Annotated in this window: 12 protein-coding genes, 1 rRNA gene and 2 pseudogenes; 11 read left to right on the top strand and 4 right to left on the bottom strand. The window is 67.7% G+C overall.

Going from position 1 to position 12,151, the window contains the following annotated elements:
• The first annotated feature begins 55 nt into the window (after positions 1-55).
• From OG379_RS09160 to OG379_RS09150, 3 genes are all read left to right on the top strand, one after another.
• Complete coding sequence (locus tag OG379_RS09160) at positions 56-1,201, top strand: GAF domain-containing sensor histidine kinase (RefSeq protein WP_393767326.1); 1,146 nt, start codon at positions 56-58, stop codon at positions 1,199-1,201.
• Entirely contained in the window at positions 1,194-1,838 is a 645-nt protein-coding gene (locus tag OG379_RS09155; RefSeq protein ID WP_099175983.1) for a response regulator transcription factor, read from the top strand. Before OG379_RS09160 ends, OG379_RS09155 begins: the two co-directional genes overlap by 8 nt.
• 198 nt (positions 1,839-2,036) lie before the next feature.
• Entirely contained in the window at positions 2,037-2,288 is a 252-nt protein-coding gene (locus tag OG379_RS09150) for a chaplin (protein WP_405661059.1), read from the top strand.
• Between the two features lie 81 nt (positions 2,289-2,369).
• Here the strand turns inward: OG379_RS09150 and OG379_RS09145 are convergent, their stop codons facing one another.
• Positions 2,370-3,149, bottom strand: a complete 780-nt coding sequence (locus OG379_RS09145; RefSeq protein ID WP_405661057.1) for a hypothetical protein — start codon at positions 3,147-3,149, stop codon at positions 2,370-2,372.
• Between the two features lie 121 nt (positions 3,150-3,270).
• Between OG379_RS09145 and OG379_RS09140 the strand changes: the two genes are divergently transcribed.
• The 4 genes from OG379_RS09140 (at position 3,271) to OG379_RS09125 (ending at position 6,475) form a co-directional block, all read left to right on the top strand.
• The gene (locus OG379_RS09140) at positions 3,271-4,071 is read left to right on the top strand and encodes an ABC transporter ATP-binding protein (RefSeq protein WP_393767332.1); all 801 of its coding nucleotides are present in this window, start codon (positions 3,271-3,273) and stop codon (positions 4,069-4,071) included.
• Between the two features lie 65 nt (positions 4,072-4,136).
• Complete coding sequence (locus OG379_RS09135) at positions 4,137-4,565, top strand: NfeD family protein (RefSeq protein ID WP_362932729.1); 429 nt, start codon at positions 4,137-4,139, stop codon at positions 4,563-4,565.
• Positions 4,566-4,693: 128 nt separating this feature from the next.
• Positions 4,694-5,623: an SPFH domain-containing protein gene (locus OG379_RS09130; RefSeq protein WP_393767334.1), complete on the top strand. Its 930-nt coding sequence runs from the start codon at positions 4,694-4,696 to the stop codon at positions 5,621-5,623.
• An 84-nt stretch (positions 5,624-5,707) separates the two neighbouring features.
• Entirely contained in the window at positions 5,708-6,475 is a 768-nt protein-coding gene (locus tag OG379_RS09125; RefSeq protein ID WP_405661053.1) for a sulfite exporter TauE/SafE family protein, read from the top strand.
• Between the two features lie 69 nt (positions 6,476-6,544).
• On the opposite strand, the gene OG379_RS09120 is transcribed toward OG379_RS09125, so the two are convergent.
• The 3 genes from OG379_RS09120 to OG379_RS09110 form a co-directional block, all read right to left on the bottom strand.
• Positions 6,545-7,051 (bottom strand): HNH endonuclease, encoded by a 507-nt coding sequence (locus OG379_RS09120; protein WP_405661051.1) that lies wholly within the window; start codon positions 7,049-7,051, stop codon positions 6,545-6,547.
• 141 nt (positions 7,052-7,192) lie between these two features.
• A complete protein-coding gene (locus OG379_RS09115) occupies positions 7,193-7,726 on the bottom strand; it encodes a YbhB/YbcL family Raf kinase inhibitor-like protein (protein ID WP_393767338.1) in 534 nt (177 codons plus the stop codon).
• Positions 7,727-7,781: 55 nt separating this feature from the next.
• The gene (locus OG379_RS09110) at positions 7,782-8,564 is read right to left on the bottom strand and encodes a sporulation protein (protein ID WP_393767340.1); all 783 of its coding nucleotides are present in this window, start codon (positions 8,562-8,564) and stop codon (positions 7,782-7,784) included.
• Between the two features lie 86 nt (positions 8,565-8,650).
• Between OG379_RS09110 and OG379_RS09105 the strand changes: the two are divergent.
• The 4 genes and pseudogenes from OG379_RS09105 to OG379_RS09090 form a co-directional block, all read left to right on the top strand.
• Positions 8,651-8,833: pseudogene (locus OG379_RS09105) on the top strand (DNA-3-methyladenine glycosylase); the annotation flags it as partial.
• 17 nt (positions 8,834-8,850) lie between these two features.
• Positions 8,851-9,462, top strand: a complete 612-nt coding sequence (locus OG379_RS09100; RefSeq protein ID WP_405661047.1) for a DNA-3-methyladenine glycosylase — start codon at positions 8,851-8,853, stop codon at positions 9,460-9,462.
• A 165-nt stretch (positions 9,463-9,627) separates the two neighbouring features.
• Positions 9,628-9,949 (top strand): annotated as a pseudogene (locus OG379_RS09095) (DNA-3-methyladenine glycosylase); the annotation flags it as partial.
• 572 nt (positions 9,950-10,521) lie between these two features.
• A 16S ribosomal RNA gene (locus OG379_RS09090) occupies positions 10,522-12,047 on the top strand.
• Positions 12,048-12,151: the final 104 nt, after the last annotated feature.

Raw genomic sequence — 12,151 nt, 5'->3', positions numbered from 1 at the left:
GACGGTGGTCCACAGCCCGATACGGGGGTGGTGGGCCCGCCGGTACGGTGAACACATGAGTCATCGCCCACCGTCGGGCCTCGCAGCTGTCAGCGCCGCGCTGCTCGCCATGAGCCGGCACCTGGAGATGAGGGACGTCCTCAAGACGATCGTCGCCTCCGCCCGCGAACTGCTGGACGCCGAGTACGCCGCCCTCGGCGTGCCGGACGACCACGGTGGCTTCGCCCAGTTCGTCGTCGACGGCGTCAGCGACGAACAGTGGAAGGCCATCGGGCCGCTGCCCCGCCAGCACGGCATCCTCGCGGCGATGCTCCACGAGGCGAAGCCCCAGCGGCTCGCCGATGTCCGCGAGGACCCCCGCTTCGAGGGGTGGCCCGACGCGCACCCCGACATGTCCGACTTCCTCGGGCTGCCCATCCAGGACGGCGACGAGACGATCGGCGCGCTCTTCCTCGCCAACAAGCGCTGCCCCGGCCCGACGGGCGGCTGCAACTTCACCGAGGAGGACGAGGAGCTCCTCGGGATCCTCGCCCAGCACGCCGCGATCGCCCTCACCAACGCCCGGCTCTACGAACGCAGCCGTGAGCTCACCATCGCCGAGGAGCGCTCACGGCTCGCGCACGAGCTGCACGACGCGGTCAGCCAGAAGCTCTTCTCGCTCCGGCTCACCGCCCAGGCCGCCGCGGCCCTCGTCGACCGCGACCCGGTGCGCGCCAAGGGCGAGCTCCAGCAGGTCGCCACCCTGGCCGGGGAGGCCGTGGACGAGCTGCGCGCGGCCGTCGTCGAGCTGCGCCCCGCCGCCCTGGACGAGGACGGCCTGGTCGCCACGCTCCGTACCCAGATCCAGGTCATGGACCGCGCCCACACCGCCCGGGTCACCTTCGAGAGCGCGGGGGTACGCGCCCTGCCCGCCGCCCAGGAGGAGGCGATCCTCCGGGTCGCCCAGGAGGCCCTGCACAACGCCCTGCGCCACTCGGGCGCCGGGCAGGTCGCCGTCACCCTGAGCCGGCACACCTCGTCCACGGTGCTGCGGATCACCGACGACGGCCGCGGCTTCGACACCCACGCCGTCCGGCGCGCGGGTCGTCATCTGGGGCTCGTCTCGATGCGGCACCGGGCCGGCGGCGTCGGCGGCCGCCTCACCGTCGCTTCGGAGCCCGGCAAGGGCACCACGGTCCAGATGGAGGTCCCCTGTGGCTGACAAGATCATCAAGGTGCTCCTGGTCGACGACCACCAGGTGGTCCGCCGGGGTCTGCGCACGTTCCTCGAGATCCAGGACGACATAGAGGTCGTAGGGGAGGCGTCGGACGGGGCCGAGGGCGTCGCCAGGACCGAGGAGCTCCGGCCGGACGTGGTCCTGATGGACATCAAGATGCCGGGTACGGACGGCATCGAGGCGCTCCGCAGGCTCAGGGAGCTGGAGAACCCCGCCAAGGTGCTGATCGTCACCAGCTTCACCGAGCAGCGCACGGTGGTGCCCGCCCTGCGGGCGGGCGCATCGGGTTACGTGTACAAGGACGTCGACCCGGACGCCCTGGCCGGGGCCATCCGCTCGGTCCACGCGGGCCATGTCCTGCTCCAGCCGGAGGTCGCCGGCGCGCTGCTGGCCCAGGACGACACCGGGAACGGCACGGGGCGGGGGAGCACTCTGACCGAGCGGGAGCGGGAGGTGCTCGGACTGATCGCCGACGGCCGCTCCAACCGGGAGATCGCCCGCGCGCTGGTCCTGTCGGAGAAGACCGTGAAGACGCACGTCTCGAACATCCTGATGAAGCTCGACCTGTCGGACAGGACCCAGGCCGCGCTGTGGGCGGTCCGACACGGAGCAGCCGGCTGACTCGGGCGCCCCTGCGACGGAGGCCCGTACGCCGGACCGTTCCCGGGACCCGTTCCCGGACAAGCGGACGGTTCCACTTCAGTCCGAGTTTCATACTGTCGGGTGTATGTCACCCGTACGGCGCACCCTGCGAGGCGTGACGGCGTTCTCCATGCGTGCTGCGGCGGTCGGCCGCAGCGACGCGAGGAGGATCCTGAAGTGAAGAACCTGAAGAAGGCCGCAACCGTCACCATGATCGCGGGCGGACTCATCGCCGCCGGTGCCGGAGCCGCCTCCGCCACGGGCCACAGCGGCGCCGGTGCCCACGGCACGGCCGTCGGCTCCCCGGGCGTCGTCTCGGGCAACCTCGTCCAGGTCCCGGTGAGCATCCCGGTGAACGTGGTCGGCAACACGGTCAACGTGGTGGGCCTGCTCAACCCGGCCTTCGGCAACTTCGGCCTGAACGGCTGACCGACGCCTCGCACTCGGCCGCCCGGGCGCGCTCACCCGAGCGCGCCCGGGCGGCCGGGGCCCCGGCGTCCGCCTCGTCCGCTACCGCCCCCGCTCCTCCACGTACGCGTTGTACGCCGCGACCTGCGCCCGCCGGGCCACCCGCTCCACCGGCCGCAGCGCCTCGCCCCGGGCCGCGATCTCGGAAGCGCTCACCGCTCCGCCGTGCCCGTTCTCATGGGCCACCGACACCAGTAGCCCCACGCGCTGAGCCAGCTCCAGCACCCTGACCGCCCGAGGCGGATAGCCCGGGGCCAGCACCTCCCGCCCCCGCTCCGCCCGCGCCCGGTAGGCATCCACCGCGGCCTCCGCCACCGGGCCGGACCCGGCGACATCCAGCCGCGACAGCACCGCCGTCGCGTCCCGCAGCGCCTCGGCGAGCTCCCGCTCCGCCTCGCCGAGCGACGGCACATCGGCAGGTGGCGCCTCCCGCACCGGCAGGCAGCGCCACACCGTCTCGACATGCAGATCCCCGGCGGGCCCCACCTCGCTCACCTCCGGTACGAGCCCGTACGGCGCCCCGGATGTGACCACCGCCTCCTCCGCCTCCAGCGCCCGGGCATTGAAGTCCGGCGGCCCGCTGAGCCCCAGCGGATGCCCGGGCACCGGCAGCGCGACCCGGAAACCGGTCGCACCGAGCCCTCTCAGCCGGCCGAGCGCCAGCGTGAGCCCGACGGGCCCCGCCTCACCGGGCAGCCCCTCGACGCGGTGCACCGCGTCCTCGCCGACGATCGCGAGCGCCGCGTCGTCCGGTGACACAAGTCCGGCCAAAAGCGCGTTTCCCCATGCGGCGAGCCGCCCTGAGCGTGGTTCCGAAAGCATGGGGAACAGCCTAGGGAACGGCCCCAGGACTTGAGCACTCCTCGGGTGGCGTAGGTTTTCCCTGGGAGCTGTGCCCACAGGCACGCGACGATCTCGACACTGTATGGGGAGACAACGCGCCATGAGCGATGTACTGGAGCTGGTGGACGTATCCGTGGTCCGCGACGGACGCGCTCTGGTGGACGACGTCTCCTGGTCGGTCAAGGAGGGGGAGCGCTGGGTCATCCTCGGACCGAACGGCGCCGGCAAGACCACCCTCCTCAACATCGCCTCCAGCTACCTCTTCCCGAGCACCGGCACGGCTAAGATCCTCGGTGAGAGGCTCGGCGGGGTCGGCACCGACGTCTTCGAGCTCCGCCCCCGCATCGGCATCGCCGGCGTGGCCATGGCCGAAAAGCTCCCCAAGCGGCAGACCGTGCTGCAGACGGTGCTCACCGCCGCATACGGCATGACCGCGACCTGGCACGAGAACTACGAGGCCGTCGACGAGGAGCGCGCCCGCGCCTTCCTCGACCGCCTCGGCATGACCGAGTTCCTCGACCGCAAGTTCGGCACGCTCTCCGAGGGCGAGCGCAAGCGCACCCTCATCGCCCGCGCCATGATGACCGACCCCGAGCTGCTCCTCCTCGACGAGCCCGCCGCCGGGCTCGACCTCGGCGGGCGCGAGGACCTGGTCCGCCGGCTCGGCAGGCTGGCCCGTGACCCGTACGCCCCCTCCATGGTCATGGTCACCCACCATGTCGAGGAGATCGCGCCCGGCTTCACCCACGTCCTGATGATCCGTCAGGGCAAGGTGCTCGCCGCGGGCCCCATGGAGACCGAGCTCAGCTCCCGGAACCTCTCGCTCTGCTTCGGGCTGCCGCTCGTCGTCGAGCACCGCGGCGACCGCTACACCGCACACGGACTGCCCCTCGGCCAGTAGTCGCACCACAGCCAACCTCCTCTGCGCCCTGTCGGGGAAGGCACTCGCGGTCCTACGATGACCATGTGGACATCGACGCGTGGGTGTGGTGGCTGATCGGCGCGGTGGGACTGGGTATCCCCCTCGTCCTGACCGCGATGCCCGAATTCGGGATGTTCGCCGTCGGAGCGGTGGCCGCGGCCGTCGTGGCGGCCCTCGGCGGCGGCATCGTCGCCCAAGTCCTGGTGTTCGTCGTGGTGTCGGTCGCGCTGATCGCGGTCGTCCGCCCGATCGCGGCCAGACACCGGGCGTCCAGGCCCGGCGAGGCCACCGGCATCGACGCTCTGAAAGGCCGTCAGGCCGTCGTCCTGGAACGGGTGGACGGCAGCGGCGGGCGCATCAAGCTCGCCGGCGAGGTCTGGTCCGCACGCTCCCTCGACGGCGACCAGACCTTCGAACCCGGCCGTCAGGTGGACGTCGTGGACATCGACGGTGCAACGGCCGTCGTCATGTGAGCGAACCGGTCACACGGCAGGCCGCAGTCTGCCAAACTCGAAGTCGATCATCATGAGAACGAAACCGTCTTGACCGCTCGACCTCGATCACCGCGATCCGTCGGCAACCGAAGGGCACGAGGCACACGATGCAACCGATCATCATCGTCCTGATCATTCTGGTGGTGCTCGTCTTCATCGCCCTGATCAAGACGATCCAGGTCATCCCGCAGGCCAGTGCCGCCATCGTGGAGCGCTTCGGCCGCTACACCCGCACGCTCAACGCCGGGCTGAACATCGTCGTCCCGTTCATCGACTCGATCCGCAACAGGATCGACCTCCGCGAACAGGTCGTCCCCTTCCCGCCCCAGCCGGTGATCACCCAGGACAACCTCGTCGTCAACATCGACACCGTCATCTACTACCAGGTGACCGACGCCCGCGCCGCGACATACGAAGTCGCAAGCTACATCCAGGCGATCGAGCAGCTCACCGTCACCACGCTCCGCAACATCATCGGCGGCATGGACCTCGAGCGGACCCTGACCTCCCGCGAGGAGATCAACGCCGCGCTGCGCGGAGTCCTCGACGAGGCCACCGGCAAGTGGGGCATCCGCGTCAACCGTGTCGAGCTCAAGGCCATCGAACCGCCCACCTCCATCCAGGACTCGATGGAGAAGCAGATGCGCGCGGACCGTGACAAGCGCGCCGCCATCCTCACCGCCGAAGGCATCAGGCAGTCCGCGATCCTCACCGCGGAGGGCGAGAAGCAGTCCGCGATCCTGCGCGCCGAAGGTGAGGCCAAGGCGTCCGCGCTGCGCGCCGAGGGTGAAGCACAGGCGATCCGTACGGTCTTCGAGTCCATCCACGCCGGAGACCCGGACCAGAAGCTCCTCTCGTACCAGTACCTCCAGATGCTCCCCAAGATCGCCGAGGGCGACGCCAACAAGCTCTGGATCGTGCCCAGCGAGATCGGCGACGCCCTGAAGGGCCTCAGCGGTGCGTTCGGCAACTTCGGCGGCGGCGCCCCCGGCTTCAACACCGGTACGGAACGCCGGGAGCAGCCCCCGGTCGACTGACCCGGAAACACCTTCGTGCATGATCAGTGAGGCCCCTCGACCTTCATGGCGGGGAGGCGTCACTGACCATCGAAGGAGATGGCCTTGTCCATCTGGGAAATGCTCGCGGTCTTCGCGGCCGGGATCGGCGCGGGCACGATCAACACCATCGTCGGCTCGGGAACGCTGATCACGTTCCCCGTCCTGCTCGCCACCGGACTGCCGCCGGTCACCGCGACCGTGTCCAACGCACTCGGCCTGATCCCCGGCTCCATCAGCGGCGCCATCGGCTACCGCGAGGAACTCGCCGGCCAGCGCCGCCGCATACTGAAGCTGAGCGCCGGGGCGCTGATCGGCGGACTCACGGGGGCCACCCTCCTGCTCGCCCTGCCCTCCACCGCGTTCGAGACGATCGTCCCCGTTCTCGTCACCCTCGCGCTGGTGCTGGTCATCCTGCAGCCCCGCATCAGCAGAGCGGTACAGCGCCGCCGCGACCGCAACGGCACCCCCGCCCGCCTCGACGGCGGGCCCCTGCTCTTCACCGGAATCATGCTCGCCAGCGTCTACGGCGGCTACTTCACGGCGGCCCAGGGCATCATCTACCTCTCCCTGATGGGCATGCTGCTCGACGACACGATGCAGCGCCTCAACGCCGTCAAGAACGTCCTCGCCGCCGTCGTCAACAGCGTCGCCGCGCTCTTCTTCCTCTTCGTCGCACACTTCGACTGGACGGCTGTCGTGCTCATCGCGGTCGGCTCCGCGATCGGCGGCCAGATAGGTGCCAGGGTCGGCCGCCGGCTCAGCCCGGTCTTCCTGCGCTCCCTGATCGTGGTCGTCGGTACCGCGGCCATCGTCCAACTGCTGCTGCGCTGACGGACGGAGCCCGTCCCTCCGGTACGAGGGACGGGCTCCGCACATCTTCGTATGGGGGAGACGCGGCGCCTACGCCGCGGAGCGTGCCAGCCACTCCGGCAGCGCCGACCGGCCACCGGCACCCAGCGCGAGCAGCATCGCGTCCGCCGGCGAGGGCACGAACGGCTCCCGCAGCAGCGGCATGCCCGCCTGCTCCGGCGTCCGCGCCGCCTTGCGGTGGTTGTCCTCCGCGCACGAGGCCACGGTGTTCAGCCAGGTGTCCTGGCCGCCCTGGGCCCGCGGGACCACATGGTCCACGGTGCTCGCCCGCCGCCCGCAGTACGCGCACCGGTGCTGGTCCCGTATGAGGACACCCCTTCTGGACCACGGCGCGTGTCTTCGGAACGGCACCCGTACGTACCGGCAGAGCCTGATCACCCGGGGCACCGGAATGTCCACGGCGGCACCACGCATACGGAGCCCGGGATGCGACTGCTCGACCACAGCCTTGTCCTGCAGGATCAGAACCACCGCACGGTTGAGCGTCACCGTCGACAGTGGCTCGAAGCTCGCGTTGAGTACAAGTGTGTCCCGCATCCTGCCCACCTCCCGTGTGCCGCCCGTCTGTCGGCGGGCCCGGATCAACTCTGTCCGGGCGAGCCGTGATGGACAACGCAATAAAAAGTGCCCTGCCCTGATCTCTCCAAGACCAGGGCAGGGCAAACAGCAGGCGAACCTTCAGCTTTCGGGAGCGGCGTACTCCCCGATCAGCTGGGCACGGCCCAGTGTGTGGAACCGGAGGTTGAATCCGACCACGGCGGGCGAGGCGTCGCTGTCGGGACCGAGCTTCTCCGTGTCCACCGCGTACACGGTGAAGACGTAGCGGTGGTTCTCACCCGCGGGGGGCGCGGCACCGCCGAACTCCTTCGCCCCGTAGTCGTTGCGGGCCTGGACGGCCCCCTCGGGCAGACCCTCGAACGCCCCGCTGCCCGCGCCGGCGGGAAGCTCGGCGACCGAGGCGGGGATGTCGAACACCACCCAGTGCCAGAATCCGCTGCCCGTGGGGGCGTCAGGGTCGAAGCACGTCACGGCGAAGCTCTTCGTCTCCGCGGGGAAGCCCTCCCACCGCAGCTGCGGCGAGGTGTTCCCCGCCGCGAACACCTGGGCGTCCGCGAGTACGGCTCCCGGCGCGAGGTCCTCGCTCACCACGGTGAACGAGGGGACCTCGGGATGGAAGTCGTGCGGCAGCGGCGCCCTCTTCGGCTCGGTCACGTCAGCACCTCTCCTGATCGGCTGTGCGTTCTTCCCACCGACCCTAGAGGGTGTGTCAGAGCCAGTTGCGCTGGCCGCCGACCTGCGCGAGCCACTGGTTGAGGTACGCGGCCCAGTCGGTGCCCTGGAAGTCGTTGAGGCCCACCTTGAAGGCACGGTAGGAGTCGCTGCCCTCGCTGAAGAGCCCCGGCTTCTTGTCCATCTCCAGGATGACGTCCATCTCGCGGTCGTCCGCGACGAAGGTCAGCTCCACCTGGTTCAGCCCCCGGTACTGCTGCGGGGGGACGAACTCGATCTCCTGGTAGAACGGCAGGCGCTGGCGCGTGCCGCGGATGTGGCCGCGCTCCATGTCGGCACTGCGGAAGCCGAAGCCCAGCTGCCCGAAGGCGTCCAGGATCGCCTGCTGCGCGGGCAGCGGGTGCACGTTGACCGGGTCCAGGTCGCCGGAGTCCAGGGCGCGCGCGATCTCCAGCTCCGTGGTCACCCCGATGTTCATGCCGTGCAGCTGCTGCCCGGCGAACATGGTGATGGGCGTCTCCCAGGGGATCTCCAGCCCGAACGGCACGACGTGCACGGCGCCCGCCTGCGCCTCGAAGGCGCCACCGAGGCGCAGCTTGGCGAACTCGATGTCCTGCTTGGTCTCCTGGTCGCCGCCCTCGACCTCGACCCGCGCCTGCAGACCGACCGAGAGTCCCTCGATCTGCTGGTCCACGGACCCGCCCTGGATCCGCACCTCGCCCTGGACCACCCCGCCAGGGACGACATTGATTTCGGTGAGTTCGGTCTCGACCGAAGCACCGCCGGCACCCATGCTCGCGAGCAGCCGCTTGAAGCCCATGTTTTTCCTCCTAGGTCCTGTCCCCTACATACGCGCCATGACCGTAGCCGGTTCCCGTCGTCGCGATCCCAGTACCCTCGGACGCCATGGACGAGGGCATGGACCGTACGCCGCTCACGCGGGAATTCTTCGACAGGCCCGTCCTGGAGGCGGCACCGGATCTCCTGGGCGAGACCGATCGGGGCTCCCACGCCTTCCGGGGCCGGACGGCTCGCAACAGTGTGATGTCCGGGCCGCCGGGGCACCCGTACGTCTACTTCACGTACGGCACGTCAAGGCGGTCAGCATGAACATCGATCTCCTCGCCCATCCTGCCGAAGAGGTTGCCCCCAGGCTGCTCGGGAGTGTCCTCACCTGCAAGACCCCCGAGGGAACCGTGAGCATCGCCATCACGGAGACCGAGGCGTATTCCGGTACGGCTGACCCGGCCTCCCATGCCTACCGGGGCCGTACACCCCGTAACGCCGTCATGTTCGGGCCCGCAGGACATCTGTACGTCTACCGGTCCCACGGTCTTCACTGGTGCGCCAACGTCGCTACCGGGACGGACGGCATCGCCTCCGCCGTCCTCATCCGGGCAGGCAGGGTCATCGAGGGGGAAGACCTGGCACGCAAGCGGCGAGGGGAGAAGGTCGAGAGCACACGCCTTGCCCGAGGTCCGGGAAACTTCTGCCAGGCACTCGGCATCACGGCGGAGCACAACGGCGCAGACCTCCTGACAGGTACCTCGGTCGTGTTGTCGAAGGGTGAGGCTGTACCTGCCGCGCTCATCCAGGTCGGCCCTCGGGTGGGCGTGAGCAAGGCCCATGACTGGCAACACCGTTTCTACCTCGCCGGTGACCCGACGGTATCGGCGTACCGGCTGAGCCCGAGAGCCAAACCGTCCGCCGGAGCCTGAGCCGCTGTGTGCCTCGCTCGCGGCTCGCTCGTGATTCGGCACGGTGGTGCCGTGGCTGACCGAGGATGAGGCAGGGCCCGAGTCCGGCCGGAGCATCCTCTGCTGGACGAAGCCCTGACGCACCGGACGCCGATCTACTGACCGGCCCGGGGCCCGTCCGGCTGACGGGCCGGCGAGATCGGCACGGGGCGGACACGGCCCGCAAACGTCGATTCTCGGCCCAGCACGACAGAGAAATGGCCAAAGGCCCCGCCACGTCCGGCCACCGCCCTCGACGTCGGCCGCGCTGAACGGCGTCGATGTGGTGGCGGGCCGAAGGCTCCCTCTGTCCGTCCTGCGAGGCTTCCCGTCGCCCCGACCAGGTGCGGAACGGTCCTCGCACGGGTGTGGCGGAGACAGCCCTCACCCCTCGTGGCGCCTCTGGACCGATGGCGACCCCATGGTCAGCCCCTCCCGCGCCCATGCGCCGCGCCGTAGGGCAACTTGACTCGCCCCTGCTGTTTCCCTAATGTAGTCCGAGCCGCTTGAACGGATGCAGTTGTTCTTGGCGCGGTCCATCGGACCGGGTCGAAGCATCGTGAGAGGGCCAACCACTACTTACGATTCACCCCTGGCGGGTGCAATTTCGGCATGCCGAAATTCGCCCATCGACTCGATTATGAGTCGCCGAGGAAATCGGCTAATGTAGTGACCACGCCGAAAGGGAAACGCGAAAGCGAAGAACTGGAAAGCGATTGAGCAGGAACCCGCTTCGACCGGGAATCGGACACGAAAGAGTCTGATAGAGTCGGAAACGCAAGAACGAAGGGAAGCGCCCGGAGGGCCCCGGTGAAACGGGACCGAAGGAAGCGTCCGTTCCTTGAGAACTCAACAGCGTGCCAAAAGTCAACGCCAAATATGTTGATACCCCGGCCCACTTCGGTGGGTTGGTGGTTCCTTTGAAGTCCTACCGGCCCATGTGGCAGGTAGGCAACATCAGCGAGGACGCAGTGGATTGCCAACCCTATTCCGGTTGGTTGTCCCGCTCTTTTATGGTGCTCTCCCGATTACGGGAAAACATTCATGGAGAGTTTGATCCTGGCTCAGGACGAACGCTGGCGGCGTGCTTAACACATGCAAGTCGAACGATGAAGCCCTTCGGGGTGGATTAGTGGCGAACGGGTGAGTAACACGTGGGCAATCTGCCCTTCACTCTGGGACAAGCCCTGGAAACGGGGTCTAATACCGGATAACACTCTGTCCCTCATGGGGCGGGGTTAAAAGCTCCGGCGGTGAAGGATGAGCCCGCGGCCTATCAGCTTGTTGGTGGGGTAATGGCCTACCAAGGCGACGACGGGTAGCCGGCCTGAGAGGGCGACCGGCCACACTGGGACTGAGACACGGCCCAGACTCCTACGGGAGGCAGCAGTGGGGAATATTGCACAATGGGCGAAAGCCTGATGCAGCGACGCCGCGTGAGGGATGACGGCCTTCGGGTTGTAAACCTCTTTCAGCAGGGAAGAAGCGAAAGTGACGGTACCTGCAGAAGAAGCACCGGCTAACTACGTGCCAGCAGCCGCGGTAATACGTAGGGTGCGAGCGTTGTCCGGAATTATTGGGCGTAAAGAGCTCGTAGGCGGCTTGTCACGTCGGATGTGAAAGCTCGGGGCTTAACCCCGAGTCTGCATTCGATACGGGCTAGCTAGAGTGTGGTAGGGGAGATCGGAATTCCTGGTGTAGCGGTGAAATGCGCAGATATCAGGAGGAACACCGGTGGCGAAGGCGGATCTCTGGGCCATTACTGACGCTGAGGAGCGAAAGCGTGGGGAGCGAACAGGATTAGATACCCTGGTAGTCCACGCCGTAAACGTTGGGAACTAGGTGTTGGCGACATTCCACGTCGTCGGTGCCGCAGCTAACGCATTAAGTTCCCCGCCTGGGGAGTACGGCCGCAAGGCTAAAACTCAAAGGAATTGACGGGGGCCCGCACAAGCAGCGGAGCATGTGGCTTAATTCGACGCAACGCGAAGAACCTTACCAAGGCTTGACATATACCGGAAAGCATCAGAGATGGTGCCCCCCTTGTGGTCGGTATACAGGTGGTGCATGGCTGTCGTCAGCTCGTGTCGTGAGATGTTGGGTTAAGTCCCGCAACGAGCGCAACCCTTGTTCTGTGTTGCCAGCATGCCCTTCGGGGTGATGGGGACTCACAGGAGACTGCCGGGGTCAACTCGGAGGAAGGTGGGGACGACGTCAAGTCATCATGCCCCTTATGTCTTGGGCTGCACACGTGCTACAATGGCCGGTACAATGAGCTGCGATGCCGCGAGGCGGAGCGAATCTCAAAAAGCCGGTCTCAGTTCGGATTGGGGTCTGCAACTCGACCCCATGAAGTCGGAGTTGCTAGTAATCGCAGATCAGCATTGCTGCGGTGAATACGTTCCCGGGCCTTGTACACACCGCCCGTCACGTCACGAAAGTCGGTAACACCCGAAGCCGGTGGCCCAACCCCTTGTGGGAGGGAGCTGTCGAAGGTGGGACTGGCGATTGGGACGAAGTCGTAACAAGGTAGCCGTACCGGAAGGTGCGGCTGGATCACCTCCTTTCTAAGGAGCATCTAGGTTCTCTTCGGGGAATCCAGAGACCATTTCGTCGGCAAATGTTCGACGGTGGTTGCTCAAGGGTGGAACGTTGACTATTCGGCACGATG

Origin of the sequence: Streptomyces sp. NBC_01166 (assembly GCF_045039765.1) — a bacterium.
Classification (GTDB): domain Bacteria; phylum Actinomycetota; class Actinomycetes; order Streptomycetales; family Streptomycetaceae; genus Streptomyces.
The sequence above is the reverse complement of the archived record's forward strand: the minus strand, read 5'-3'. Positions and strand labels throughout refer to the sequence as shown.

Bases quoted from the DNA above. Each gene is read 5' to 3' on its own strand.
- OG379_RS09160 (WP_393767326.1), top strand. From the start codon at position 56: ATGAGTCATCGCCCACCGTCGGGCCTCGCAGCTGTCAGCGCCGCGCTG.
- OG379_RS09145 (WP_405661057.1), bottom strand. From the start codon at position 3,149: ATGCTTTCGGAACCACGCTCAGGGCGGCTCGCCGCATGGGGAAACGCG.
- OG379_RS09140 (WP_393767332.1), top strand. From the start codon at position 3,271: ATGAGCGATGTACTGGAGCTGGTGGACGTATCCGTGGTCCGCGACGGA.
- OG379_RS09130 (WP_393767334.1), top strand. From the start codon at position 4,694: ATGCAACCGATCATCATCGTCCTGATCATTCTGGTGGTGCTCGTCTTC.
- OG379_RS09120 (WP_405661051.1), bottom strand. From the start codon at position 7,051: ATGCGGGACACACTTGTACTCAACGCGAGCTTCGAGCCACTGTCGACG.
- OG379_RS09110 (WP_393767340.1), bottom strand. From the start codon at position 8,564: ATGGGCTTCAAGCGGCTGCTCGCGAGCATGGGTGCCGGCGGTGCTTCG.
- OG379_RS09100 (WP_405661047.1), top strand. From the start codon at position 8,851: ATGAACATCGATCTCCTCGCCCATCCTGCCGAAGAGGTTGCCCCCAGG.